A 24,419-nucleotide genomic window follows, 5' to 3' on the forward strand; every position below is an offset into this window, starting at 1 on the left:
GAAAGCGTTCTCCTCCTCCAGCCGCGCCACTTCACGTTTGAGCCGTGCATGTTCGGCCAACTCCAAGCGTTGTGCCTGATCGTCCTGGTCGTGCCGCCGCGCCTGGGCGCGCCAACTGTACAGCTGGGCAGGCTGCAACCCCAGATCACGAGCCACCGTGGTTACCCCTTCTGTGGCCGCTCGCAACAGTGCCTGCTGCCTGAACTCCAGGCTGAACTCCTGCCCCTTTCTGCCTGCCTTGCTCTTGGTCATCGTCCACCTCCTATTGCGATAGTTAATCGCTTATAGGGGTGTCCGTGAAACGGGGGCAAGATCACAATGCCGCCGGACCACCCTCTTGCCTGAATAGGTGAAGACACCCCCGCATTGGAGTTAAGCAGTCATGAAGATCAAATCAATTCATTGGTTAACAGCAGGATCAATTCTCAGCGCGCTTGGTTCCCTCTACTTCTTTCTATCGATATTTGCGGCAGCAAGCCTGGCATCGGGATACTGCAAAGGTAAGTTCTCGCTATTCGCGGAGGCAATGCGTTGTAGGCAAGTCCACTTTGCCATGATTCTTACCATACTATTTGCAGCGCTCTGCGCGTACTTGGGCTGGAAGGCGGCACGTGCCAGCCAGCGCAACTCGGACGCAACAGATCGAAATGCAGGATTGAAATGATCGACGCTGACCGCCCTTGCGTTATGGCTGATACGAACAAATAGAGCGGCCATATTTGGATGCGTGTTTTGTAGGAGCGCGCCCTGCGCACGACCAAATGTAGCGGTCGCGCGCAGGGCGCGCTCCTACAAGGGTGCCGTATTTCTTTTAGTAGACGTCGCGGCGGTAGTGGGTGGTGGTCATGAGGTTTTCTATCGTGGTGTTGCCGAGGATGTCGCGTAGGGCGGTGGCTACGCCGGGGGCCATGCCGTTGAGGCTGCCGCATACGTAGAGAGAGGCTCCTTCGGCGATGAAGCCTCGTATGTCGTCAGCTTGGGCGCGAAGGATGTCTTGTACGTAGCGGGTTTTCGACGACTGGCGCGACCAGGCGAAATCCACGCGCTCGATGTCGCTTACGCGGTGCCAGCGTTCCACGTCATAGCACTGTTCAAGGTGACGACGGTTCTGATCAATCATTTCTAAATAACGCATCTACCTTAGATACATCATTTACCGATGAAAACTATGCTTATATTGGCTATGACAATAGCTTCAATCCTGCTGCGGGGACGGGCAGCGCTGGGGGGGCTAGGGTATACCGGTAAGTTCAAGGTACCTAAGGGCGACACGAAGGCTATTTGCCATTCCCACCCGAAAAGCGATAAATACGGTCCTATCCCAGGTTTTGGTGATGCGGCTTCACTCGCGTCGGGTTACCCCAATTACATTGTGCGTGACGGCGTTGCAGGCGTTCTAGAGATGGTGGATGGGCAATATCAGTATCGACTACTTAAAGGAAGACTTGATACCACCCAAAGATGTTTGTTGCAGCAACAACTGAATAGGTATCAGCATCATTAAGGAGTACTGCGAAAGTGATGAAATTCTCCTTCCTAGTTGCATCGCTCTTAGTAAGCATTGGCGTTTTTAGCCCGGATTCGTCTGAGGCACGGTCAAGACCTACCCAGACGACGAATCCTATATTCGAGGACGCCACGCCGTTCGTAAATACCATCGTTCGGGTGAGGGGGGTGCTTTCTTGGACTTTCGAGAACCGCAACCTCTTTCCGTTGGGGACGAATTCCGAGAACATGTCTTTAAAGCATTGCCTTCCATTATTAATAAGTAATGGAAGTCGGGAACTGCTTGAATCAGTCGAGAAGAAGGATGGTCGTGTCGTGGAGCTGAGCGGGCGAATTGTTCAATTGGCGCCAGAGGGAATGATCTCAGTGACAACCTGTAAACAGGTGGGTCTCGACGTTATTTCGATCAACTAGCATCCTTCCACGCCACTACTTGAGACTATCGAAAATGAGATCTGTGTGGATGCCTCAGAGGCGCTCCTCATGTTGAAATACATAGCATTGATGATCGCCGCGATTCTTTCGTTTTTCTTTTTTTCCTCCTGGTTTATTCAAGAGGTATGGCTGACTAATTTTCGGCCGCAGCGACCGGATCTCACAACCACGCTATCTGTGCTAATTATCGCAGCACTAGCCTCAATCGCTGTAGCAGCGTGGTCTTTAGTTAAGGCGGTTAAGTCATCAAGAGCGTCCACGACACCGAAGGATGATGGCGCCTGAAATAGAATAATTGAGTTACCAATGGAGAGCGAACATGAAATCATCGTCGCGGATCCGAATTTTTTATCTTCGTGATCTAGTCGATGACCGCCACCGGACTGCCCCCTATGGCGTCGCTTTTGTAGGAGCGCGCCTTTGCGCGCGACAGCCGTTGGCGACGCTTTTTTCTTCGAGCGGTATCGCGGTGTCGGTCGCGCGCAAGGCGCGCTCCTACAAGGGCGGGTGTATCGCCGTCAGTAGACGTCGCGGCGGTAGTGGGTGGTGGTCATGAGGTCTTCTACCCTGGCGTCGCCAAGAATGTCGCGTAAGGCGGCGTCTACACCGGGGGCCATGCCGGTGAGGCTGCCGCATACGTAGAGGGATGCGCCTTCGGCGACGAAGCGTCGTATGTCGTCGGCGTGGGCGCGCAGGATGTCCTGTACGTAGCGAATCTTCGACGACTGGCGCGACCAGGCGAAATCCACGCGTTCGATGTCGCCTGCGCGGTGCCAGCGTTCCACGTCGTCCATGTGCAACCGATCCACGTCGACATGACGCTCGCCGTAGACGAGCCAGTTGCGGCGATGACCGCATGCGATGCGTGTTTTCAACAGCGCGCGCAATCCGGCGATGCCGGTACCGTTGCCGATGAGCAGCATTGGGCGGTCGTCGTCGGGGGCGTGGAAGCCGGGGTTGCTTCGGATGCGGAGGTCGATGGTGTCGCCTACGGCGGCGAGCGACGTGAGCCATCCGGAGCCGATGCCCAGGTGGCCGTTCTCCGAGACGGTCTGGCGTACGACGAGGTGGAGCGCGCCGTCTTCGGGGATCGAGGCGATGGAGTATTCGCGGTGAGGGAGAGGTGTCTCGTCGCCGCGGGCCTTGCGTGGGCCGATCTCCACGATGTCGCCCGCTTTCCATGAAAGTGCTGCGGCATTTTCCGGCACGAGCGCGAGATGGAAACAGGGCCGGCCCACGCTGCCGGGATTGAGCAAGGCGCGTTCGCTCAAGGTCCAGCGCCCGTAGGCGGGGCGCGACCAGTCGGGCGTGTCGCTCGCGCCGGCCGAGCGTGCGAGCTGGCCCTGCCAGTGGCGCAAGGCGCCTTCGTCGCCGTTGTCCACCTCGACCAGGTCGAACCATGACGTCGCACCGCTTTCGCGCAACCAGCGATCCAGCTCGTGGCCGAAGGCGCAGAAGTCCTCGTAGTCGCGGTCGCCCAGGGCCAGCACGGCGTAGGTCAGGCCGTCGAGTACCGGGCGGGATGCCATGAGATCTCGACGAAAGCCGGTGGCTACGTCGGGTGCGTCACCCTCGCCTGTCGTGCTGGCGACGAAGAGCGCATGCGTCGTTGCCTTCAGGCGCGCTGCATCCACTCCCCAGATAGGCAACAGGTCGACCATCTTCCCTGCGGCACGAAGGGTATCGGCCGTACGCTCCGCCAGTTCCGTCGCGAAGCCGGTCTGCGACGCATGCACGACGAGGATGGTATCGGCGCCGGGCGACGCCATCGGCGTGTCGGCGGCACGACGCGACGCTCGCCATGCGTGGACGATCCAGGCGGCCAACGCGACGCCCGCCAGCGCGACACGTCCCGTGGTCGCGAGGCGCGTCCCATGGAAATCGTGGAGCGATGCAAACCACAGCACCGCTGCGCCCAGCATCGCACCGATGGCCCACTGCCCCCACGCCGCCTTCATCGTTTCGTTCGCTTCAGTACCTGGGCGAAGGCCGGTGACATCCGCTCCTCGAAGTGACCGTTTTCTCCGTAGAGGATAAAGAGCACGGCCACGCCGTGTGCTTTCGCGTAACGCATGCCCTCTTCCGGGCCGAGCACCGTCATCGTGGTGCCCAGCGAGTCCGCGTGCATGCAATCGTCGGCGACGATGCTCACCGAGGCCACGCGATGGGCCACCGGGTAGCCGGTGCGCGGGTCGATATGGTGCGAGTAGTAGCGGCCGCCGCTTTCGAAAAAGTGCCGGTAGTCGCCGGAGGTGGCGATGGCCTGGTCGTTCAGGGAAACGATGCGCTCCACCTGGTCCGTGGCATCCACGGCACCCGCCGCGGCACCGGGCCGCTCGATGCCGACGTGCCAGGGGCTGCCGTCGGGCTTGCGGCCCTTGCCGCGCAATTCGCCGCCGACCTCGACGAGGTAGGCATGGATACCGGTGCGATCGAGGAAACGCGCCACCTGGTCCACGCCGAATCCCTTCGCGACGGACGACAGGTCGACGTAGACACCGCCCGGCTGGAAGGCGCGACGTCCTGCGTTGTCCAGGCGGATACGCGACCAACCGACACGCGCACGCGCCGCCTCGATCGCCTTCGCATCCGGCGCCTCGTGCGGTCGCTTGTCGGGACCAAAGCCCCAGAGATTCACCAACGGCCCCACGGTCGGGTCATAGGCACCGCCGGAGTCGCGAGCCAAAGACAACGCATAGCTCAGGACGGTGAAGAACTCCGGCGGCAACGTCTGCCAGGTACCCGCCGGTGCGCGATTGAACCGGCTGAGATCGGAGTCGGCCTCGTAGGTGCTCATTTGCGCGACGACGCGATCGACTTCGCCCTGGATGCCCTTGCGGATGGCGTCTTCGTCGGTGCCCGCCGGCAGCACGGCGTTTACCGACCAAGTGCTGCCCATGGTTTCGCCTTCGAAGCGGCGGACGTCGGTGGCCGCGCAGATCAAAGGCATAAGCAGGAGAAGCGCGAGGACCATGCGCCGCATCCAGCCCGCCGACCTCCCTCCTTCGCAGGGATCGCGGACACGGTCCGCTCCCACCCCTTCGGTAGGCTGGGAGTCGCTACCGGAGGGGTGGGAGCCGATCGCATCGGCGATGCGTTCCATCATTGGGGAAGCACTTCCAGGGTCGCCGTGTAGGACAGGCGACGCTGCTTGGCTTCCTTCGTCGAGGTCTTGGTGTCTTCGGCGGAGGCGTTGACCCAGTACATGCCGGCCTTCGGGAAGGTGAAGCCGAACTTGCCGTCGGCGTCCGTGGTGGTGTCCATCTCGTCCTGCGCGTCGCGATAGCGCGTGGCGCCGGCGATGGCCACCACCTTGAGGTTCGCGGCGGGCTTGCCGTCGAGCAGCAGCTGGAACGCGGCCTTCTCGCCGGACACCAGATCGTTCGGCTGCGTCACTGGTACCAGCTCCAGGCCTTTGCCGGTCGGCTTCAGCGCCGAACCACCGGGCTTGCCCTGGGTGACGAAGGTCTCGACGCGCGAGGCCATTTCGCTGACCTGCACGTTCTTCGCGTTGGCCGGGATGCCGGTCTTCAGTTCATCGGCCTTGCCGCGCCAGCGCTTCTTCTGGCCGTCCACTTCATAGCTGGCGAACAAGCCCTGGTTCACCAGCGCGATGCGGTACGTGCCCTTCTGCGGCACCGGCAGGTCGAAGGCGCTGCGGTACTTGCCCGTCCACGGGTTCTCCGGTTTCACCGTGGAGCCGTCCGGCGCGGTGATCGCCAGCTGGTCGAGCTGCGCGGGAAAATGATCGGGGTAGTAGAGATCGTTCGAGATCGCGGCATCGACCGTCACCCAGGCATCGTCGCTGGAGACCACGGTGGCCGAGGGAACCATCCACATCTTGTGCGCCTGCGCGGCGAACGGCAGGACGAGGGCTGCGCAGAGCGCGGCACGAACGAGGGTGTGCTTCATCGGACTCTCCCTTTACGGATTGATATCGAGGCTGATCTGGCCGAGTTCTTCCGAACCCTTGGCCGACAGATGGGCCGGGGCTTTCACGGGCCAGTCGAAAGCGATGCGCTGGGCTTCGCGACCACCGACCTCGCGCGCGGCCTCCACCACCAGTTCGTAATGTCCGGGTGCCAGCGTGCCGAGCGGCGGCTTGCCGTCGACGAAGTGCAGCTGATGCTGGCCGGCGGGGCGCGTGGCGCCCGACACGCCGTCGATCGGCATCGTCTGTTCGCGTCCGCTGCGGCGCCACCACTGGCGCATGTCCTTCAGCCACTTGGTGCCTTCGCCATCGGCCTTCTTCACGTCGTACCAGACGGCCAGGTTGGCGGCGACGCTGTGGTCTTCGCGCTCGATCCAGACGGCGACATAGGGGCGGTGATACTCCGCCACCTTCAACGTCGGGATCTCCACGGTGAGGTTCATGTCGGCGGCGAAAGCCGGGGCGGCGGCGAGGCCAAGGGCCAGGAACAGGAAACGGCGCATGGAAGGTCCCGTCAGTGGATGAAAAGAAGGGCGAGCAGGAGGGGCAGCACGAATCCCAGCGCCACCATCGGCCAGGTCATGCCACGCTGCCCGGCATGCATCTTGAGCAACAGCAGGCCGGTGATCGCGAAGAGCACGCAGGCCAGGGCGAACACATCGATGAACCAGCTCCACACCGGCCCCGTGTTGCGGCCCTTGTGAAGATCGTTGAGGTAGGCCAGCCAGCCGCGGTCGGTGACTTCGTAGTGCACGTCATCCGTTTCGCGGTCGATGCTCACCCAGCGATCGCCCCCGGGGCGCGGCAAGGAGACGTAGACCTCGTCGTCGCTCCAGTCACCCGGCTTGCCCGCGATCTCGGCACCCGTGTGTTCGGCCACAAAATCGGCAACGGCATCAGCCACCGGCGCGGTCTTCGTCGCCGGGGACGACAGCAAGCGCAGGAGATCGCGAGGCAGGCTGGCATCGTGCTTCTCGACCCGCGGCGCGGCTTCGATGCGGGCGGCGTGGTTGAGGGTGAATCCGGTCACCGAGAACATGAGCAGCAGCACGAGTGACACCGCGGAACTGATCCAGTGCCAACGGTGCAAGTGCTTGATCCAGAACGCGCGGCGTTGCCGGTCGACAGTGTCGCGCATAGGTGGTCGGGCCCCTGGAGAACGATTCGCTGAAACACGCGAATGTTAATTCAAACGCGAATCGTTCGCAATTGAACACTTGAAGGCGGCCTGAAGGAGCCTGCGAATTCTGCGCGGCAGCATGTCGCCATCCCTTGACCGGGCGTATCCTTCGCCGCATGCGTATTCTCCTCGCCGAAGACGACACCTCGATCGCCGCCGCCGTACGGTCCTCGCTCGAACAGAGCGGCCACGCGGTGGACCATGTCACCGACGGCGTCACCGCCGACAACGCCCTGCGCGACCACGAGTACGACCTGCTCGTGCTCGACCTGGGCATGCCCAAGCTCGACGGCAGCGATGTGCTCGCCCGCGCACGCAAGCGCGGCGACAGCCTGCCCGTGCTGGTCGTGACCGCCCGCGAAGGCCTGAAGGAGCGCGTCCGCGTGCTCGACCTCGGTGCGGACGACTACCTCCTCAAGCCCTTTGCCCTGGTGGAATTCGACGCGCGAGTGCGCGCCCTGCTCCGTCGGCGCACCAGCAACGGCACGCCCGAGTTCCGCATCGCCCGCCTGCGCCTGGACATCCCCGGTCATCGCGCCTGGGTCGGCGAGATGCCGCTCGACCTGACGGCCCGCGAGTTCGGCCTGATCGAAGCCCTGGCCACCCGCGTGGACAAGGTCACGAGCCGCGCCCAACTGGTCGAGGCGCTGTGCAACTGGGACGAGGACCTGACCGACAACGGCCTGGATATCGCCCTGCACCGGCTGCGCAAGAAGCTCCAGGGTTCGGGCACCAGCGTGCGCACGATCCGCGGCCTCGGCTACCTGCTTGAAGAGTCTGCGGATGCCTGATCGCCGCCACGCGGCCCAGAGGCCGCCGCGGCCCAGCCTTCGCCGCCGCCTGCTCACGTTCCTTCTTGTTCCGGTGCTGGTGGTGCTGGTGCTGGATACGGTCATCGGCTATTTCATCGCCCTGGCCTACTCCAACCACATCCACGACACCGACCTCTCCGACCAGGCGCTCACCCTGTCCGAGATGATCAGCAACGACGCGCTGAGCGGCGAGCTGTCCGAGCAGGCCCGCTTCCTGCTCGAATACGACCCCGACGGCCGCAACTACTACACCGTGGTCAGCGACCGTCACGGCCGGATCATCGGCAACGCCGAACTGGGTGGCCCGGAACGGACGGTGCGCACCGACGCCCCGCCTCGGCTCTACGACACCACGCTCGGTCATCGCCCCCTGCGCGCCGCGATCATGCGCGTGCCCAATCGCCATGAAGACGGCGACACGCTGACGATCACCGTCGCGGAGAACCTGCGCGATCGCCACATCCGCGCACGCGAGATCCTGTTCCTCACGCTGCCCATGCAGGCGCTGCTGATCTGCGCGGTGCTGTTGCTGGTGTGGTTCGGCGTCAGCCACGGCCTGGGCGTGCTCGAACCGCTGACCACCCGACTGGGGCGGCGCGGGCACGACCTGGGCCCTATCGGCGAGGAGGACGTGCCAGTGGAGATCCTGCCGCTGACCCGCACCATCGACGACCTGTTCGCCCGCATGCGCAACATGATCGGCCTGCAGGAGCGCTTCATCGCCGACGCCGCGCACCAGCTGCGCACGCCGCTGGCTGGCATCCAGATGCATGTCGAACGCTTCGAAGGCACCGAAGATGTCTCGCAGCGCACCGACGCATTGCGCCACGTCCATCGACTCGCGGCCCGCGCCGCGCGCACTTCTGCCCAGTTGCTGGCCCTTACCCGCACGCAGTCCCCCGACCTGCCCGACCACGACGGCATGGCGCTGATCGACCTGAGCCAGGTCGTGCCCGAGGCAGTGACGATGCGCGTGCACCAGGCCATCGCGCAGGGCGTGGACCTGGGCTACGAAGGTCTCGATCGCCCTTGCTTCATCCGCGGCGACGCGTTGCAGGTGCAGGAGACCATCGACAACCTCGTGGACAACGCCTTCCACTACGCCGGCCGAGGCCACAGCGTCACCGTCTCCGTGCAGGACGCCGTGGGCGACATCGTGCTGGCCGTGGAAGACGATGGCCCCGGCGTGCCGGATGCCTTCCTCGCCCAGTTGGGCGAGCGTTTCTTCCGGGTGCCGGGCAGCGACGAGGACGGCACGGGCCTTGGCCTGGCCATCGTGGAAAGCATCGCGGAACGCCATGCGGCCCGCGTGGAGTTCATGCACGGCGAGGCCGGCGGCCTGCGCGTCGAGATCCGTTTTCCGGCTCCGACGTCCCACCCGGTACCATGAGGAAATCCTCATAACATGAGGAAAGCCAAGTGAAACCGGACCCATGCCACCATGGCATCCTGAAAGAAACCCCGAAGGGTAGAGACCTCCAGTGAGCGACACGGCGGAATTCCAGTTCGAAGGCGGGCGCGATGGCGTCCTGCTCATCCATGGCCTGACCGGCACCCCCACCGAAATGCGCCTGGTCGGCAAGGGCCTGAACCGCGCGGGTTTCACGGTCGTGGGCGTCCAGCTGGCCGGCCATTGCGGCACGGAAGACGACCTCCTCGCCACCACCTGGCAAGACTGGTACGACAGCGTCGAGAAGGCCGCCGAGCAACTGCGCGGCAAGGTCGACCGCCTGTTCGTGGCCGGCCTGTCGATGGGCGCCGTGCTGGCGCTGCGTCTGGCGGCCGTCCGTCCGGAGTGGGTCTCCGGCGTCGGCGTCTTCGGTGCCACCTTCCGCTACGACGGCTGGTCCATGCCGTGGATCGAGCGTCGCTTCAATTTCCTGCTGCCCGTGCTCAAGTCCCTGGGCATCGGCAAGAAGGTCAGCTTCCAGGAACAGCCGCCCTACGGCATCCGCGACGAACGCCTGCGCGCCCAGGTCACCTCGGCCATGCATTCGGGCGACAGCAAGAGCGCCGGCCTGCCGGGCAATCCCTGGTTCGCCGTGGCCGAGATGATGGCGCTGGCGCGCGACACGCGTCGCCGCCTGCCGCAGGTCACCGCACCCTGCTTCATCGCCCACGCCGTGGACGACGACGTGGCGAGCGTGCGCAGCAACGCCGACCTGGTCGCGCGTCGCGTCAGCGGCCCCATCGAGATCCTGTTGCTCGGCGACAGCTACCACATGATCACGATCGACCGCGAACGTCGCCTGCTGATCGAGCGCACCGCCGACTTCTTCAGCCGCATCGCGCGCGACGCGCGTCCTACGCGCATGGCGGCCTGATCGCATGAGTGGTCTGGTCGTGGCGTTGTGGATCGCCAACCTCGTGCTCGATACCGGTGGACAACTGGCCTTCAAGGCGGCCGCTGGCGACGAGCGGGCGGGTGACGGTCTCGCACGCTGGAAGTACATGCTCGCCCGTCCCTGGATCTGGGTCGGTATCGGCTGCTATGTCGCCGAGTTCCTGGTGTGGATCGCGTTCCTGTCCCTCGTGCCGCTGTCCGAGGGCGTGCTGCTGGGCTCGATCAACATCGTGGCGATCATGGTCGCCGGGCGTTTCCTCTTTAAGGAAAAACTGACGCCGCTACGCGTCACCGGCATCCTGCTGGTGGCCGTCGGCGTGGCTGTCGTGGGTTTTGGCGCATGAAGCGTTTTTATCTGATCGGATTCGCCATGCTGATGGCGTTCGACACCCTCAACCTCATCTGCTTCAAGTTGGCGGGCAATCATGCCCTGCCGGTCGAGATGAGCGTCGAGTGGTTGGCACGCGTGTTCTCGCATCCGTGGATCTACGGCGCCATCGTCGGCTACATCGGCGCCTTCCTCACCTGGATGAGCCTGCTCAAGCACGCACCCATCGGGCCCGCGTTCGCCGCCTCGCACCTTGAGGTAATCAGCGTGATGGCGCTGTCCTGGTGGATGTTCTCCGAGCCGGTCACCGTCACCCAGATCATCGGCGCCGTGGCGATCATCGCCGGCATCGTCTGCCTGGCCTTCGCCGAAGGCGACGAAGAGGCCAGCACCGATGCGGTTACGGCCTGAGCCCGAGTCGCCGCCGACCGCCGGCCTGCCACTGGGGCTCGGCGATCTCGCCGGCCCCGTTCCCGCGCCACTCACGGCGCTGGCGGCGAACTGGCTCGGCGTGGACGAAGTGCAACTGGAGTGTTCCGGCACCGCCGCGCTGACCGTCGCCCTCAGTGCGCTGGCGGAACATTCGCCGTCCCGTCGTGAAGTCGCGATCCCGGCGTTCACCTGTCCGCTGGTGCCCCTGGCGGTGCGTCGTGCCGGCCTGGTGCCGCGCCTGGTCGATGTCATGCCAGGACACTTCGACATGGACCCGCAGCGCTTGGCGGACGCCTGCAGCGAGCAGACGCTTGCCGTGGTACCGACCCACCTCGGTGGCCGGCTCGCCGACGTGGCGACCGCGAACGCCATTGCGCATCCGGTCGGTGCTCTTACCATCGAGGACGCCGCGCAGGCATTGGGCGCTCGCCTCGACGGCGGCTTCGCCGGCACGCGCGGTGATATCGGCTTCTTCAGCCTCGCCGCTGGCAAGGGCTTGTCCATCTTCGAAGGCGGCCTGCTCGTAGCGCAGGACGAGGCATGGCGTGCACGGTTCCGTCGCGCGAGTCGGCGTATCGCGCGCTGGAGTCCCACGTGGGAACTGCGCCGCACGATCGAACTGATCGGTTACGCGACGCTGTACCGGCCGAAGGGTATGGCCCTCGCCTATGGGAACTCAATGCGTCGCTCGTTGCGCGATGGTGATTTGCTGGGTGCCGCTGGCGAGCATTTCAGTGCCGATTTTCCGCTGCATACGGTCGGTCGCTGGCGACGTGCCGTCGGTGCGCGTGCGTTTCCGCGCCTTGCCGCCTTCATCGAGGCCACCACCGCGCAGGCGCGTGCGCGCCTGCCGCGCCTCGACTCAATTCCCGGCATCCACGCGTTCACCGACGAGGGTGGCACGTGGCCTTATTTGATGCTGCGCATGCCCGATGAACGCACGCGCGACGCGGTGCTCACCCGCCTGTGGTCTTCGCGCCATGGCGTAGCCCGCATGTTCATCCACGCCCTGCCCGACTACGACTACCTCGGCACCATGCCCGGCGGCGACGACGTACCCAACGCACGCGATTTCGCCGCGCGCACGCTGACCATCACCAACAGCCCCTGGCTCGACGACGCGTCGTTCGAACACGTATGCGCGGTGATCGAGGCGACGGTGGCCATCGCCTAATCGGTGTTAAGAGCATTTGCGTAGGTGGCCGCGAGGCGATAACCGATCGCCCCGCACTGGGTTCCAGCGTTCGCTGGAACGACGGACTACCAGCCTCGTCGTTCCTGTGAAAACAGGAACCCAGCGCCCCGGTTCACCAGCACCGCGAGGGCGTCGCATCGGCTTTACGTAGGAGACCTCGACGCGACAACCGATCGCCTCGCACTGGGTTCCAGCGTTCGCTGGAACGACACATCACCTCACGTCGTTCCTGTGAAAACAGGAACCCAGCGCCCCGGTTCACCAGCACCGCGAGGGCGTCGCATCGGCTTTACGTAGGAGACCTCGACGCGACAACCGATCGCCTCGCACTGGGGTTCCAGCGTTCGCTGGAACGACACATCACCTCACGTCGTTCCTGTGAAAACAGGAACCCAGCACCCCGGTTCGCCAGCACCGCGAGGGCGCCGCATCCGCCTTGCGATGAATCGGTGGCGTCAGGCCTTGCCCTGCTCCACCAGCATCAGCGCGACCTTGTCGCGCAGGTACACGGGCAACGCGAGCTCCGGCGCCACCGCCAAGCCATCACGGAAGCGCTTCGCCGCGATCTCCGCGACATGGCGCGCCTGCGGATAGCGCAGGCCTTCGGCCGAGCGGATCGGCGTGCCGATCCGCTCGCGAAGCACGGCTTCGTACGTTGCCCAGCCCGTACCGACGACATGCCACGCGCGGGCTTCCGGCAAGACCAGCGCCGCCGCGGTATCCACGCGTTCGCGATCGAGCAGCGTCACGCTGCCATCGTCCTCGCGCTTCCACGACGCCACGTAGATTTCTCCCATCCGCGCGTCGATCACCGACAGGATGGCCGCGTCGTCTTCCGGCGCTTCCAGCGCCAGCGCCTCGAGCGAGGACACGGTGACGACGGGGATATCCAGCGCCATGGCCATGCCCTGTGCCAGCGACACGCCCAGGCGCACACCGGTGAACGCGCCGGGACCACGCCCCACGGCGACACCCTGCAAGGCCTCGCGCTTCAGTCCCGCCTCGGCCAGCAACTCGTCGGCCATGGGCAGCACCAGTTCGGCGTGCCGACGCGGCGCCACTTCGCTGCGTTCGATCACCTCATCGCCGTGGACAAGGGCGACCGAGCAGGCTTCGGTGGAGGTTTCGATGGCGAGGAAGTTCATGGCGTATCCGGCGTAGGGTTGAGCGGCACGCCATAGGCGTACCAATCGATGCGGCGGGTCAGGTACATCAACAGCGCGACCACCGCCACGAGCACGACCGAACCGATCAGCAGGGCGTACTGCTCCGCACCGATCAGGCCATACAGTATGGCGTAAACCAGGGCCAGGACGCCGCCCAGCGTCATGCCCGCCCCGCGGGCCCGCAGCACGGCGGTGGCATAGCCGCCCACGATCAGCACCACGGCCGCCGACGCCGCGACATAGGCCAGGCCAAAGCCGATCTGCTCCGACAAGGCCAGCAACAGCACGTAGAAGCTCGCCATCGCCGCGCCCACCAGGAGGTACTGCACCGGATGCAGGCGCAAGCCTTTGAGCACTTCGAAGAGGAAGAAGGCGACGAAGGTCAACGCGATGAACAGCAGGCCGTATTTCCCTGCCCGGTCGTTCTGTTGGTACACGCTGCCCGGCTGGTAGAGCGTCACGCCGAACGCCGACGAAGCGAGACGCTCCGACATGTCGTTGCTCGTGACCTCCCAGTGCTGTCCGTACGAGCGATTCAGGTCCAGCACCTTCCATTCGGCATCGAAGCCCTCCGCGGAGACGCTGTGCTTGCCTGGCAAGATGAACCCGGTGAAGCTCGGATCGGCCCACGCCGAGCGCAATCGCACGGTGTTCGTACGGGCCAACGGCAGCACCGAGAACGACTCGGTACCGGCGATGCGCAGGGTCAGGGCAAAGTCGACCGGGGTGTCCCGATCCGGATCGATCGGCATCGGCACCGACAGCACCGTGTACGTACCCAGGCGAGCCGTCGACGAGGCGAGGCGCTGCGAGTGGCCGTCTACCGTGAATGCCGTGATTCCCTGAAGGCCTCGCGTATCCTCGATCAGCAGCCGAAGCTCGGCCTTGCCCATCTGCCAGTTCGACGTGCTTCCCGCCGCGAAACGACGCAGGTCCTCGGGTAACAGGCGCCCCCGGATGGTCACCTCGCCCGTGTACACCGGCACCTCGTACATACCGACATGGCGCTTTTCGACACTCAGGTCGGCCACGGTGTTCAGCTCGTCGGCGAGCACGATCTCGGTGCCATCGCGCATGCCCAGCGACTTTCCGTCACTGTCGCGAACCTCGGTCCGCGTGGGCACCGCAAGTACCAGGCCACCCAGCGATTGCGGTCCACCCCACCCGTCGGCGACACGCGCCGCGGCCGTGGCGCGCATCTCCTGGCGCTCACGAACGAGGCCATCGGATTGAGACAACGGCACCAGCATGAGCAGGGCGAGTAGCCCGATGCCAAGTACCTTGGCGGTGATGGATTGCATCCAGCGCAGCATCGACAGTTTCCTTTTGTAGGTATTCGTCGCGGATGCTGTAGGGGATTCCTGTAGCCCAGCGGCGGCAAACGTGGCGAAGTGCGGGCATGGGAAGGCGAATTCCGGTGATCGCCTAAGCAATCCCTCAAAATTGCGTGAGAGTGTTCTCATGACGACCGCGCCATGCATGGGCAGCATCCCTGCCGTCCATCCCGCAAGGCCACGCCATGCCGCCAGCCCAGCTTGCGATTCCCTTGACCCTGCTCCTCGGCGCCCTGCTCGCGCTGGCGATGTCCCCGTCCTCTGGCGGCGCCTTGCGGCTACCGCCCCAGATGGTGTCCGCTCATCTGGATGATCACCCGCCGATGCGGATGCTGCGGATATCGATCGAACCGGGCGCGTCGCTCCCCTGGCGACGCGATGCCCTGCCCCATGCGGGCTACCTCGTCGAAGGCGAGTTGTGGGTGGTCGGCCGCGACGGCAGCGAAACCGTGATCCGCCCGGGCGATGCCCTGGCCGAGTGCATGGATGTCGCGCGACGAGGCTCCGCCGGTCCGACGGGCGCCACGGTGATCGTGTTCTACACCAGGGAGGCGTGAGCGCCGCTCAGGCGTCGGCAGGCCGCTCTTCGAGGAACGCCACCGCATCGGCCAGTTCGCGCGTTCGCGGCATCGGCGGCAGGCTGGCCAGGAAGAGGCGGCCATAGCCCTTGGTGGACAGGCGCGGATCGCACAGCACCAGCACGCCGCGATCATGCACGTCACGGATAAGGCGGCCGACGCCCTGCTTGAGCGCGATCACGGCGGTAGGCACCTGCCAGCCCATGAACGGATTGATGCCTGCGGCCTCCAGCGCCTCCAGGCGCGCCTGGAGCACAGGATCGTCGGGCATCGCGAAAGGCAGCTTGTCGATGACCACCACGCCCAGCGCATCGCCGGCCACGTCGACGCCTTCCCAGAAGCTCGCCGCGCCCAGCAGCACGCCGCGACCGCTTAGGCGAAATTCCTCCAGCAGGCGGTGACGCGGCGCCGTGCCCTGGACGAACAGCGGCCATGGCACGCGCCCCTCCAGCAGCTCGGCCGCACGACGTAGCGCACGGTGCGAGGTGAACAGCAGGAACGCCCGGCCATCCGAGGCGTCGAGGACGGGACGGATCGCCGCGATCACCTTGTCGGTGTAGTCGCGGGCCGACGGGTCGGGCAGATCCTTCGGCAGGTACGCGAGCGCCTGGCGACCATAGTCGAACGGGCTTTCGACATGCAGCGTGCGCGGGTCCTCGATGCCCAGCTGTCGTGCGAAATGCTGGAAATCGCCCGCGATCGACAGCGTGGCCGACGTGTGGATCCATGCCGCGTTGGTCGCCATCCGCATGGCGCGCAGCGGGGAGGACAGATCCAAGGGTGTCGCGTGCAGCGCGAAGCCGCGTGGCCAGGTCTCGTACCAGCGTACGTCCGCCGCCGAGTGTTCCTCGGCGATGCGATCCAGCCTGAGGCTGAGCATCTGCGCCCGCTCGTGGACATTGGCCAACCCCCGCGAACGCTCCGCCAGCCCCGCCAGCAGATCGGTCAGCGCGGCCATCACATCGCGCAGTTCCGTCAACGACTCGTGCGCCGTCTCCAGGCGATCCAGCGCGCCGAAGGGGCCACGCTCGGGGAGCGGATCCATCGCCAGGCGCAGGCGCCGGACCAGGTCCTGCACCGCCTCCACCGGCTCCAGGAGCTGGCTGGTGGCACCTGTCACGCCCTGCCCTTCGGCAAGAGCATCCTGGGCCAGTTCGGTGAGTTGGCGCGAGCTGACGCTCTGCGAGAAGAATTGCCCCGCCAGCTCGGGAATCTGGTGGGCCTCGTCGAGGATGAAGGCATCGGCACCGGGCAGGATCTCGCCGAATTCCTCCTGCTTGAGCGCCAGATCCGCCATCAGCAGGTGGTGGTTCACCACCACCAGGTCCGCGTCCATGGCCTCGCGACGGGCCTTCACGACGTGGCAGTCGTCGAAGAACGCGCATTCCACGCCGAGGCAGTTCTCCGGCGTGGAGGTGACACGGGGCCACAGCGGCGAATCCTCGGGCACCTCGACCATCTCGGCCTTGTCGCCATGGCGCGTACGCGCCGACCAGGCTCGGATCGCCGACAGCTGACCGGCCACGCGCCTGTCCGGATTGCCCTCGCGGACGGCCTGGTCGAGCCGGTGCAGGCACAGGTAGTTGGCCCGGCCCTTGAGCAGGCTCACCTTGGTACGGCTGCCCAGCACCGAGCGCACGCGCGGCAGGTCGCGGAAGAACAGCTGGTCCTGCAACGCCTTGGTGCCGGTGGAAACGATGACCTTGCGCCCCGACATCAAGGCAGGTACGAGGTAGGCGAAGGTCTTGCCGGTGCCCGTGCCCGCCTCGGCGATCAGGATGTCCCGCTCGTCGATGGCCTCGGCCACCGCCACGGCCATGCGCTGCTGGGCCTCGCGTGGCGCGAAACCGGGCACTTCACGGGCGAACGGGCCTTCCGCGCCAAGGATCGCGGCCACTTCGTGTTCAGTCATCCGGCCAGTATCGCCTACAATGGTCGTCTTTTCGTCTGTCATTGCGCGCCCTTATGCGGCGCGAACCGAGAGCCCACGCATGGACAAGAGTTTCGAGCCCAGCCAGATCGAGTCGAAGTGGTACGCCCAATGGGAGGCCAACGGCTACTTCAAGCCGTCAGGCAAGGGCACCCCCTACACGATCATGCTGCCGCCGCCCAACGTGACGGGCACGCTGCACATGGGCCATGCGTTCCAGCACACCATCATGGACACGCTGGTCCGCTACCACCGCATGCGCGGCTACGACACCCTGTGGCAGCTCGGCACCGACCACGCCGGCATCGCGACCGAGATGGTCGTCACCCGCCAGCTGAACGCCGAAGGCAAGCAGCGCTCCGACTTCGACCGTGAGTCCTTCATCGACCGCGTGTGGCAGTGGAAGAAGGAATCCGGCGGCACCATCGGCCGCCAGATGCGCCGTCTGGGCGTGTCGGGCGACTGGAGCCGCGAGGTCTTCACCATGGACGAAGGCCCGTCGAAGGCCGTCGTCGAGACCTTCGTCCGCCTGCATGAGGAAGGCCTGATCTACCGCGGTCAGAAGCTGGTCAACTGGGATCCGGTGCTGAAGACCGCGATCTCCGACCTCGAAGTCCTCAGCGAAGAGGAAGACGGCTCGCTGTGGTCCATCCGTTACCCGCTGGCCGATGGCTCGGGCGAACTGGTGGTGGCCACCACGCGTCCGGAAACCATGCTGGGCGACGTCGCCGTGGCCGTGCATCCGGAAGACGAGCGCTACACGCACCTCATCGGCCGCATGCTGAAGCTGCCGCTGTCCGATCGCGAGATTCCCATCATCGCCGACGACTACGTCGAGAAGGATTTCGGCACCGGCTGCGTCAAGATCACCCCGGCGCACGACTTCAACGACTACGCCATCGGCCAGCGCCACAACCTGCCGCTGATCAATATCCTCACCGACGACGCGCAGATCAACGACGCGGCGCCGGAGAAGTACCGCGGCATGGATCGCTACGTCGCGCGCAAGGCCGTGCTGGCCGATCTGGAAGCGCAGGAACTACTCGTCGAGACGAAGAAGCACAAGCTCCAGGTCCCGCGTGGCGATCGCACCGGCCAGGTCATCGAGCCCTACCTCACCTGGCAGTGGTTCGTGAAGATGGACACCCTCGCGCCCCGCGGCCTCGAACTGGTCGAGCAGGGCCACGTGAAGTTCGTGCCCGAGAACTGGATCAACACTTACCGCCACTGGCTCGGCAACATCCAGGACTGGTGCATCAGCCGCCAGCTCACCTGGGGCCACCAGATCCCGGCGTGGTACACCGACGACGGTCGCATCATCGTCGCGCATGACGACGCGGAAGCGGCGTCGCTGGCGGCGAAGCAGGGTTACACCGGCACGCTGCGCCGTGACGACGACGTGCTGGAGACCTGGTTCTCCTCGTCGCTGTGGAGCCACTCCACACTGGGCTGGCCGGATCCCGAGGCGCAGGCCGCGCGCGGCTTCGACCGCTACCTGCCCACCGACGTGCTGGTCACGGGCTTCGACATCATCTTCTTCTGGGTCGCCCGGATGATCATGATGACCGACCACTTCACCGGCCAGGTGCCCTTCAAGGACATCTACATGACGGGCCTGATCCGCGACAAGGACGGCCAGAAGATGTCCAAGTCGAAGGGCAACGTGCTCGACCCGCTCGATCTCATCGACGGCATCACGCTCGACGAACTGCTCGACAAGCGCACGCGCGGCCTGATGCAGCCGAAGATGGCCGAGAAGATCGAAAAAACCACGCGCAAGGAATTCGCCGAGGGCATCCCCGCCTTCGGTGCCGACGCGCTGCGCTTCACCTTCGCCTCGCTCGCCACGCACGGTCGCGACATCAAGTTCGACCTGGAGCGTTGCGGCGGCTACAAGGCTTTCGTCAACAAGCTCTGGAACGCCTCGCGCTTCGTGCTGATGAACCTCGGCGATGGCCCGGTCGAGAAGGTGGCGCCGTCCACCGAGGCCGAGCGCTGGATCCTCACCCGCCTGCACCACACGCTGGCCTCGGTGAAGGAACAGCTCGCCGCCTATCGCTTCGACCTCGCCGCCCAGGCGCTCTACGAGTTCACCTGGAACGAGTTCTGCGACTGGTTCCTCGAATTGTCCAAGCCCGCGCTCAACGGCGACGACGCCACGGCCATCGCGTCCACCCGCTACACGCTGGTGCACGTGCTGGAGACCCTGCTGCGCGCCCTGCACCCGATGATTCCCTTCGTCACCGAGGAGATCTGGCAGAACGTGCGCCCGGTGCTCGGCATCGAAGGCGAGACGATCATGCTGCGCCCCTACCCCGAGGCCGACGACGTGGTGGCGGATGCCGCCGCCACGGCCGAGATCGAATGGGTGAAGGACGTGCTGACCGGTGTGCGCCGCATTCGTGCCGAGATGAACATCGCGCCGGGCAAGGTCATCCCGCTGCTGTTCGCCGATGGCGACGCCGCCGATCGCGCCCGCACGGCGAAGTTCGCCGCGCAGATCGCCTTCCTGGGTCGCGTCGAATCGCCCGTGTGGGTCGAGGGCGAGGAGCCGGCCGCCGCCGTGGCGGTGGTGGGTGGCATGCGCGCCCTGATCCCGCTCGAAGGCCTGATCGACGTGGGCGCCGAGAAGACCCGCCTCGCCAAGGAGATCGCCCGCGTCGAAGGCGAGATCAAGAAGTGCGAAGGCAAGCTCGGCAACGCCAACTTCGTCGCCAACGCACCGGCCGAGGTGGTGGAACAGGAGCGCCAGCGCATCACCGACTGGACGCGCCAGGTCGACGCGCTGAAGGAACAGGCACGCAAGCTGGGCGGTTGATACCGCCCACACGCCTCCTGCTTTTGTAGGAGCGCGCTTGCGCGCGATGGGGCGAAGCGGTGAGCCGCAGGTCACAGAGCGCTCTGCGAATCGCAGGCCGCGCCAGCGGCCGACTCACCGCTTCGCCCCATCGCGCGCAAGCGCGCTCCTACAGGAAATCCGGTGCACCGCCGGAAACGAAAAGGCCGGCTTGCGCCGGCCTTTTCGTTACATGTCGTGCTTGTTTACCTCGAACCCGCCGCGCTTGTACTCCGTCCAGCGCGTTCGCGAGCCTTCGCGTTCGGCGGGATCGGCGGCCACCACCTCGAGCACGCGGTCGAAACGACCCGGGGCGCAGACATCGCGCAGGTTGATGACCATCGGGCGATCCGGGGTCTCGACGCCGGGCGGCACGATCAGCACCGCCGTGTTGGCATCGTCGTCATCTCCCGCCAGCTGGTGGGGGATGAAGTTGTCCTCGTCGAAGTCCCACAGGCGCTCGTCGATGGCCTCGGCCTGCTCGAAGTCGCGCGTGAGGATCAGGGTCGGCTGCTGGGCCGCGAACGCGCGCTTGGCGAGTTCGCAGACCAGCAGGATCGGATCCTCGCGGAACCGCGGCTTGTCGATCAGGTAGAAGTCGGCGCGCGGCATCGGGCGACGATCAACCAGCCGCCACGCGGTCGAGCAGCCACTGCGTCAGCAGCGGCACCGGGCGACCGGTGGCGAGACCCTTGCGGCCCTCGTCCCAGGCGGTACCGGCAATGTCCAGGTGCGCCCAGCGACGACCTTCCGTGAAGCGGGCCAGGAAGCAACCGGCCGTGATGGCACCGGCGTACTTGCCGCCGATGTTCGCCACGTCGGCGAACACCGAGTCGAGCTGGCTCTGGTAGTCGTCCCACAGCGGCAGGCGCCAGGCGCGGTCGAGCGTCGTCTCGCCGGCGGCGAGCAGTTCGGCCGAGAGCGTCTCGTCCTTGGTCATCAGGCCGCTGGCGTGCTTGCCCAGGGCGACGACGCAGGCACCGGTCAGGGTGGCGGCATCGATGATGGTGTGCGGATCGAAGCGCTTGCCGGTGTAGGTCAGCGCGTCGCAGAGGATCAGGCGGCCCTCGGCGTCGGTGTTGAGCACTTCGATGGTGATACCGGCGAGGCTGGTCAGCACGTCGCCCGGACGGTAGCTGTCGCCGTCCGGCATGTTCTCGACGGCCGGCACCACGCAGACCAGGTTCACCGGGAGCTTCAGGCGAACGGCCGAGACGAAGGCACCGAGCACGCCGGCGGCGCCGCCCATGTCGAACTTCATTTCCTCCATGCCCGGACCCGGCTTGAGGCTGATGCCACCGGTGTCGAAGGTGATGCCCTTGCCGACGAAGGCATAGGGACGATCGCCCTCCTTGCCGCCGTTCCACTGCAGGATGACCAGGTGCGGCGGGTTGGCCGAACCGCGACCCACGGCGAGCAGCGAGCCGAAGCCTTCGCGCTCCATGTCGTCGCGCTCCAGCACCTCGCAGGTAACGCCGTCGGTGGCGTCGGCGAAGGCGCGGGCCTGCTTGGCGATGTAGGCGGGGTTGCAGATATTCGGCGGCAGGTTGGCCAGCTCACGGGCGTAACGAACGCCCTCGGCGATGGCGCGAGCCTCGGCGAGGCCGGATTCGGCGTCGGCCGGAGCGACCAGGGTGACCGAGGTCAGCTCGGGCTGGGCCTTGTCGCGCGGCTTCACCGTGGCGGTGTAGCGGTAGGCGGCGTGGTCGATGGCAAGAGCGCCGACGCGGACGCGCCAGGCGGCGTCGCGGCCCGGGACCTCGACCTCGGCCAGCCAGCTCACGGCCTCGCTGACGGGCAGGCGGCCGATGGCACGCGCGGCTTCAAGGGTGACGCGCTGGTAGCGACCCGCGTCGAAGCCCTTCTGGGCGCCCAGGCCCACCACGAGCACGCGGGCGGCGGCGATGCCTGCCGGCTGCAGGAGGGTGACCACGTTGCCGACCTTGCCGGTCACGTCGCCGGCTTCCACCAGGCGCTTGATGGCGCCGTTGGCCGCCGTGTCGATGCGCGCGGCGGCGCTGGTGAGGATGCCGCTTTCGTAGACGCCGACCACGGCCACGGGGGTCGCGGTCGTTTCGGGAGCGTTGGAACCGAGGCTGAACTGAACCGTCATAGCAAACTGCCTTGCGAAAGCCCGCCGGGGCCCGGACAGGCTAGACTAAAGGATTGCCGGCCAGGACTGACGCGGCGCGAACCGCCAATTCTACCAAATGCTCAGCATCCTAGACCGCTATTTCCTGCGTGAACTTGCCTATGGCGTCATCGCCACGGCCATCGTGCTACTGGTGATCTTCGCCGGCGGCGCGTTTGCGACCGTGCTGCAGAAGGTCGCCAACGGCAGCATCCAGCCCAGCGTGATGTTCGAAGTGCTGGGTCTGCAGATGGTCGACCTGCTCTCCACCCTGCTCCCCATGTCGGCCTTCCTGGGCACCCTGATCGCCCTGGGCCGCATGTACCGCGAAAGCGAGATGCACGTGCTCGCCTCCTCCGGCATGGGCCCGAGCGGCATGCTCCGTCCGGTCACCCTGCTGACCGTGATCGCAACCATCGTCGTAGGCACCGTGTCGCTGTGGCTGGGCCCCCTATCGGCCCGCACCGCCGACCAGGTCATCGCCGTCGCCAACAAGTCGGTCATCGCCGCCGGCCTCGATGCCGGCCGCTTCACCGAGCTGCCGGGCAAGGGCGGCATCATCTTCGTGGATACCCTGAGCCGCGACGGTACGGTACTGGGCAAGACCTTCCTCGCCTCCGACCATGTCGACAGCCAGAACCGCACCTCGGTCCGCGTGGTCAACGCCAAGAGCGGCCGCATGTACCAGGAGAGCGACGGCCAGAACCGCTTCCTCGCCCTCTACGACGGCTGGCAGTACGAGATTCCGCTGGGCGCCGACAACTGGCGTCGCATGAAGTACGAGCGCAACGACGCCTCGCTCTCGAGCATCACCGACGACGACGACGAAGATCCCGCCCACGAGCTGGCCACCGCCGACCTCTTCAAGGCCCACGACGCCGACTCCCTCGGCGAGCTGGTCTCGCGCTTCGCCGCGCCGGTCAGCACCCTGGTGCTCATGATGATGGTGCTGCCGATGTCCCGGCAGGCGCCGCGTGACGCACGCTACGGACGCCTGCTGATCGCCGTGCTGGCCTACTTCATCTACGTGATCTGGCAGCTGATCGCCCGCGCCCAGATCATCAAGGAACGCCTGCACACCTCGATCCCGATCTGGATCCTGCACATCATCGTGTTCGCGATCGCCGCCTGGATCTTCTGGCGCCAGAACTCCCCGCGCCGCGTGAAGGGAGCCGCCTGATGAGCGCCCTCACGATCAAGCGTGCCGACCGTCTGATCGGCCTCAGCGTGCTGGGCACGCTGCTGCTGGTCTGGCTGGTGCTGACCGGCTTCGACGCCCTCACCCAGTTCGTGCGCCAGCTCGGCAACATCGGCAAGAACGGCTTCACGCTCTACGACGCCATCGCCTACATCATGCTGACGATTCCCCGTCGGCTCTACCAGATGTTCAGCAATGCCGCCCTCATCGGCGGCCTGCTCGGCCTGGGCAGCCTGGCCGCCACGGGCGAGCTGACCGCGTTGCGCGCGGCCGGCATGTCCAAGCTGCGCATCGCCACCTCGGCGGCGGGCGTCATCGCCGTGCTCACCCTCGGCGTCGTGATCATGGGCGAAACGGCCGCACCGTATGGCGACCAACACGCCCAGGCGATCCAGGTACGCATGCGCTCCAGCAACCTGGGCGCCACCAGTAGCGGCCTGTGGGCACGCGACGCCGGCAAGATCATCAACGCCAAGTCGGCCATCGCCGTGCAGGACGGCGACCGCACCACAGTGAAGCTGGTGGACGTGCGCGTCTTCACCTTCACGCCCGACGGCCAGGTGCAGGAGTTCTCGCACGGCGACAGCGCGATCCACGACGGCAACAAGTGGATCATGTCCAAGGTCCGCACCACGACGCTGGACGACAAGGGCACGCATGCCGTCGAACAGCCTAGCCAGACCTGGACTTCGCGTCTCAATCCGCATGTCCTCGAACAGTCGGTGATCCACCCCGAATACCTGTCCATGGCCGACCTGCGCCGGAACATGCGCTACCTCGAAGCCAACGGACAGAATCCCGGCGCCTACGCCGTGGCGTTCTGGGGTCGCGCACTGTTCGCGCTGAACACGCTCGTGCTGGTGCTCTGCGCCATGCCGTTCGCCTTCGGCTCACTGCGCTCCGGCGGCTTCGGCAAGCGTCTGTTCGTGGGTGTGCTCCTGGCCATCGGCTGGTACTTCCTGCAAGGCGCGATGGTCAACTTCGGTACCGTCTACGGCCTGCCGCCCCTGCTCGCGAACCTGCTGCCCACGTCGATCCTTATCGTGGGCGCCCTGGCCTACTTCAGACGATTCGGCTGACGCG

The 24,419-nt window shown here is 65.6% G+C and carries 23 protein-coding genes; 11 read left to right on the forward strand and 12 right to left on the reverse strand.

Features of this window, described 5'->3' with window-relative positions:
• Positions 1 to 252, reverse strand: a 252-nt coding sequence (locus tag GAK28_RS16525) for a transposase (RefSeq protein WP_291781585.1), incomplete at its 3' end; no start/stop codon positions are given.
• Between the two features lie 130 nt (positions 253 to 382).
• On the opposite strand from GAK28_RS16525, the gene GAK28_RS16530 reads away from it, so the two are divergent.
• Positions 383 to 664 carry a hypothetical protein gene (locus GAK28_RS16530; protein ID WP_291781588.1) on the forward strand — a complete coding sequence of 94 codons (282 nt, stop codon included), beginning with the start codon at positions 383 to 385 and terminating at the stop codon, positions 662 to 664.
• A 147-nt stretch (positions 665 to 811) separates the two neighbouring features.
• On the opposite strand, the gene GAK28_RS16535 is transcribed toward GAK28_RS16530, so the two are convergent.
• The 6 genes from GAK28_RS16535 to GAK28_RS16560 all read right to left on the reverse strand — a co-directional run bounded on the left by GAK28_RS16535 (position 812) and on the right by GAK28_RS16560 (position 7,010).
• Positions 812 to 1,120 (reverse strand): hypothetical protein, encoded by a 309-nt coding sequence (locus GAK28_RS16535; RefSeq protein ID WP_291781590.1) that lies wholly within the window; start codon positions 1,118 to 1,120, stop codon positions 812 to 814.
• A 1,339-nt stretch (positions 1,121 to 2,459) separates the two neighbouring features.
• Positions 2,460 to 3,899 carry a sulfite reductase subunit alpha gene (locus GAK28_RS16540; protein WP_291781594.1) on the reverse strand — a complete coding sequence of 480 codons (1,440 nt, stop codon included), beginning with the start codon at positions 3,897 to 3,899 and terminating at the stop codon, positions 2,460 to 2,462.
• Positions 3,896 to 4,891: an FAD:protein FMN transferase gene (locus tag GAK28_RS16545; protein ID WP_343161879.1), complete on the reverse strand. Its 996-nt coding sequence runs from the start codon at positions 4,889 to 4,891 to the stop codon at positions 3,896 to 3,898. Before GAK28_RS16545 ends, GAK28_RS16540 begins: the two co-directional genes overlap by 4 nt.
• A gap of 152 nt (positions 4,892 to 5,043) precedes the next feature.
• The gene (locus GAK28_RS16550) at positions 5,044 to 5,853 is read right to left on the reverse strand and encodes a DUF4198 domain-containing protein (protein ID WP_291781601.1); all 810 of its coding nucleotides are present in this window, start codon (positions 5,851 to 5,853) and stop codon (positions 5,044 to 5,046) included.
• Between the two features lie 12 nt (positions 5,854 to 5,865).
• Positions 5,866 to 6,375, reverse strand: a complete 510-nt coding sequence (locus GAK28_RS16555; RefSeq protein WP_291781604.1) for a DUF2271 domain-containing protein — start codon at positions 6,373 to 6,375, stop codon at positions 5,866 to 5,868.
• Between the two features lie 11 nt (positions 6,376 to 6,386).
• Entirely contained in the window at positions 6,387 to 7,010 is a 624-nt protein-coding gene (locus tag GAK28_RS16560) for a PepSY-associated TM helix domain-containing protein (RefSeq protein WP_291781607.1), read from the reverse strand.
• Between the two features lie 158 nt (positions 7,011 to 7,168).
• Between GAK28_RS16560 and GAK28_RS16565 the strand changes: the two genes are divergently transcribed.
• The 6 genes from GAK28_RS16565 (at position 7,169) to GAK28_RS16590 (ending at position 12,142) form a co-directional block, all read left to right on the forward strand.
• Positions 7,169 to 7,843, forward strand: a complete 675-nt coding sequence (locus GAK28_RS16565) for a response regulator transcription factor (RefSeq protein WP_291781610.1) — start codon at positions 7,169 to 7,171, stop codon at positions 7,841 to 7,843.
• A complete protein-coding gene (locus GAK28_RS16570; RefSeq protein ID WP_291781613.1) occupies positions 7,836 to 9,254 on the forward strand; it encodes a sensor histidine kinase in 1,419 nt (472 codons plus the stop codon). The genes GAK28_RS16565 and GAK28_RS16570 overlap by 8 nt, the downstream gene beginning before the upstream one ends.
• Positions 9,255 to 9,345: 91 nt before the next feature.
• Positions 9,346 to 10,188, forward strand: a complete 843-nt coding sequence (locus GAK28_RS16575) for an alpha/beta fold hydrolase (protein ID WP_291781616.1) — start codon at positions 9,346 to 9,348, stop codon at positions 10,186 to 10,188.
• Positions 10,189 to 10,192: 4 nt separating this feature from the next.
• Positions 10,193 to 10,552, forward strand: a complete 360-nt coding sequence (locus GAK28_RS16580; protein ID WP_291781618.1) for an EamA family transporter — start codon at positions 10,193 to 10,195, stop codon at positions 10,550 to 10,552.
• A complete protein-coding gene (locus GAK28_RS16585) occupies positions 10,549 to 10,947 on the forward strand; it encodes an EamA family transporter (RefSeq protein ID WP_291781622.1) in 399 nt (132 codons plus the stop codon). Before GAK28_RS16580 ends, GAK28_RS16585 begins: the two co-directional genes overlap by 4 nt.
• The gene (locus tag GAK28_RS16590; protein WP_291781625.1) at positions 10,931 to 12,142 is read left to right on the forward strand and encodes a DegT/DnrJ/EryC1/StrS family aminotransferase; all 1,212 of its coding nucleotides are present in this window, start codon (positions 10,931 to 10,933) and stop codon (positions 12,140 to 12,142) included. The genes GAK28_RS16585 and GAK28_RS16590 overlap by 17 nt, the downstream gene beginning before the upstream one ends.
• Positions 12,143 to 12,618: 476 nt before the next feature.
• Here GAK28_RS16590 and tsaB read toward each other — a convergent pair whose 3' ends face one another.
• Positions 12,619 to 13,308, reverse strand: coding sequence for a tRNA (adenosine(37)-N6)-threonylcarbamoyltransferase complex dimerization subunit type 1 TsaB (tsaB, locus tag GAK28_RS16595; RefSeq protein WP_291781628.1), 690 nt, complete (start codon positions 13,306 to 13,308; stop codon positions 12,619 to 12,621).
• Positions 13,305 to 14,642 carry a cell envelope integrity protein CreD gene (creD, locus tag GAK28_RS16600; RefSeq protein ID WP_291781631.1) on the reverse strand — a complete coding sequence of 446 codons (1,338 nt, stop codon included), beginning with the start codon at positions 14,640 to 14,642 and terminating at the stop codon, positions 13,305 to 13,307. Before creD ends, tsaB begins: the two co-directional genes overlap by 4 nt.
• A gap of 206 nt (positions 14,643 to 14,848) precedes the next feature.
• On the opposite strand from creD, the gene GAK28_RS16605 reads away from it, so the two are divergent.
• Positions 14,849 to 15,220: a hypothetical protein gene (locus GAK28_RS16605; RefSeq protein ID WP_291781634.1), complete on the forward strand. Its 372-nt coding sequence runs from the start codon at positions 14,849 to 14,851 to the stop codon at positions 15,218 to 15,220.
• Between the two features lie 7 nt (positions 15,221 to 15,227).
• Here GAK28_RS16605 and GAK28_RS16610 read toward each other — a convergent pair whose 3' ends face one another.
• The gene (locus tag GAK28_RS16610) at positions 15,228 to 17,153 is read right to left on the reverse strand and encodes an ATP-dependent DNA helicase (RefSeq protein WP_291781637.1); all 1,926 of its coding nucleotides are present in this window, start codon (positions 17,151 to 17,153) and stop codon (positions 15,228 to 15,230) included.
• A 79-nt stretch (positions 17,154 to 17,232) separates the two neighbouring features.
• Here GAK28_RS16610 and GAK28_RS16615 point away from each other — a divergent pair, with 79 nt between their 5' ends.
• Positions 17,233 to 19,989, forward strand: coding sequence for a valine--tRNA ligase (locus tag GAK28_RS16615; protein ID WP_291781640.1), 2,757 nt, complete (start codon positions 17,233 to 17,235; stop codon positions 19,987 to 19,989).
• Positions 19,990 to 20,196: 207 nt separating this feature from the next.
• Here the strand turns inward: GAK28_RS16615 and GAK28_RS16620 are convergent, their stop codons facing one another.
• Together GAK28_RS16620 and GAK28_RS16625 are read right to left on the reverse strand one after the other, a co-directional pair.
• Positions 20,197 to 20,619, reverse strand: a complete 423-nt coding sequence (locus GAK28_RS16620) for a DNA polymerase III subunit chi (protein WP_291781642.1) — start codon at positions 20,617 to 20,619, stop codon at positions 20,197 to 20,199.
• Positions 20,620 to 20,629: 10 nt separating this feature from the next.
• Entirely contained in the window at positions 20,630 to 22,120 is a 1,491-nt protein-coding gene (locus GAK28_RS16625; protein ID WP_291781645.1) for a leucyl aminopeptidase, read from the reverse strand.
• Positions 22,121 to 22,217: 97 nt separating this feature from the next.
• On the opposite strand from GAK28_RS16625, the gene lptF reads away from it, so the two are divergent.
• Positions 22,218 to 23,318 (forward strand): LPS export ABC transporter permease LptF, encoded by a 1,101-nt coding sequence (gene lptF / locus GAK28_RS16630; RefSeq protein ID WP_291781649.1) that lies wholly within the window; start codon positions 22,218 to 22,220, stop codon positions 23,316 to 23,318.
• Positions 23,318 to 24,415 (forward strand): LPS export ABC transporter permease LptG, encoded by a 1,098-nt coding sequence (gene lptG / locus GAK28_RS16635; RefSeq protein ID WP_291781651.1) that lies wholly within the window; start codon positions 23,318 to 23,320, stop codon positions 24,413 to 24,415. Before lptF ends, lptG begins: the two co-directional genes overlap by 1 nt.
• The last annotated feature ends 4 nt before the right edge of the window (positions 24,416 to 24,419 follow it).

Source organism: Luteibacter sp., assembly GCF_009912395.1.
GTDB lineage: Bacteria > Pseudomonadota > Gammaproteobacteria > Xanthomonadales > Rhodanobacteraceae > Luteibacter.

Excerpts from the sequence above, each read along its gene's own strand:
- GAK28_RS16530 (WP_291781588.1), top strand. The coding sequence starts at position 383 with ATGAAGATCAAATCAATTCATTGGTTAACAGCAGGATCAATTCTCAGC.
- GAK28_RS16535 (WP_291781590.1), bottom strand. The coding sequence starts at position 1,120 with ATGATTGATCAGAACCGTCGTCACCTTGAACAGTGCTATGACGTGGAA.
- GAK28_RS16540 (WP_291781594.1), bottom strand. The coding sequence starts at position 3,899 with ATGAAGGCGGCGTGGGGGCAGTGGGCCATCGGTGCGATGCTGGGCGCA.
- GAK28_RS16545 (WP_343161879.1), bottom strand. The coding sequence starts at position 4,891 with ATGCCTTTGATCTGCGCGGCCACCGACGTCCGCCGCTTCGAAGGCGAA.
- GAK28_RS16550 (WP_291781601.1), bottom strand. The coding sequence starts at position 5,853 with ATGAAGCACACCCTCGTTCGTGCCGCGCTCTGCGCAGCCCTCGTCCTG.
- GAK28_RS16555 (WP_291781604.1), bottom strand. The coding sequence starts at position 6,375 with ATGCGCCGTTTCCTGTTCCTGGCCCTTGGCCTCGCCGCCGCCCCGGCT.
- GAK28_RS16560 (WP_291781607.1), bottom strand. The coding sequence starts at position 7,010 with ATGCGCGACACTGTCGACCGGCAACGCCGCGCGTTCTGGATCAAGCAC.
- GAK28_RS16565 (WP_291781610.1), top strand. The coding sequence starts at position 7,169 with ATGCGTATTCTCCTCGCCGAAGACGACACCTCGATCGCCGCCGCCGTA.
- GAK28_RS16570 (WP_291781613.1), top strand. The coding sequence starts at position 7,836 with ATGCCTGATCGCCGCCACGCGGCCCAGAGGCCGCCGCGGCCCAGCCTT.
- GAK28_RS16580 (WP_291781618.1), top strand. The coding sequence starts at position 10,193 with ATGAGTGGTCTGGTCGTGGCGTTGTGGATCGCCAACCTCGTGCTCGAT.
- GAK28_RS16585 (WP_291781622.1), top strand. The coding sequence starts at position 10,549 with ATGAAGCGTTTTTATCTGATCGGATTCGCCATGCTGATGGCGTTCGAC.
- GAK28_RS16590 (WP_291781625.1), top strand. The coding sequence starts at position 10,931 with ATGCGGTTACGGCCTGAGCCCGAGTCGCCGCCGACCGCCGGCCTGCCA.
- tsaB (WP_291781628.1), bottom strand. The coding sequence starts at position 13,308 with ATGAACTTCCTCGCCATCGAAACCTCCACCGAAGCCTGCTCGGTCGCC.
- creD (WP_291781631.1), bottom strand. The coding sequence starts at position 14,642 with ATGCTGCGCTGGATGCAATCCATCACCGCCAAGGTACTTGGCATCGGG.
- GAK28_RS16605 (WP_291781634.1), top strand. The coding sequence starts at position 14,849 with ATGCCGCCAGCCCAGCTTGCGATTCCCTTGACCCTGCTCCTCGGCGCC.
- GAK28_RS16610 (WP_291781637.1), bottom strand. The coding sequence starts at position 17,153 with ATGACTGAACACGAAGTGGCCGCGATCCTTGGCGCGGAAGGCCCGTTC.
- GAK28_RS16615 (WP_291781640.1), top strand. The coding sequence starts at position 17,233 with ATGGACAAGAGTTTCGAGCCCAGCCAGATCGAGTCGAAGTGGTACGCC.
- GAK28_RS16620 (WP_291781642.1), bottom strand. The coding sequence starts at position 20,619 with ATGCCGCGCGCCGACTTCTACCTGATCGACAAGCCGCGGTTCCGCGAG.
- GAK28_RS16625 (WP_291781645.1), bottom strand. The coding sequence starts at position 22,120 with ATGACGGTTCAGTTCAGCCTCGGTTCCAACGCTCCCGAAACGACCGCG.
- lptF (WP_291781649.1), top strand. The coding sequence starts at position 22,218 with ATGCTCAGCATCCTAGACCGCTATTTCCTGCGTGAACTTGCCTATGGC.
- lptG (WP_291781651.1), top strand. The coding sequence starts at position 23,318 with ATGAGCGCCCTCACGATCAAGCGTGCCGACCGTCTGATCGGCCTCAGC.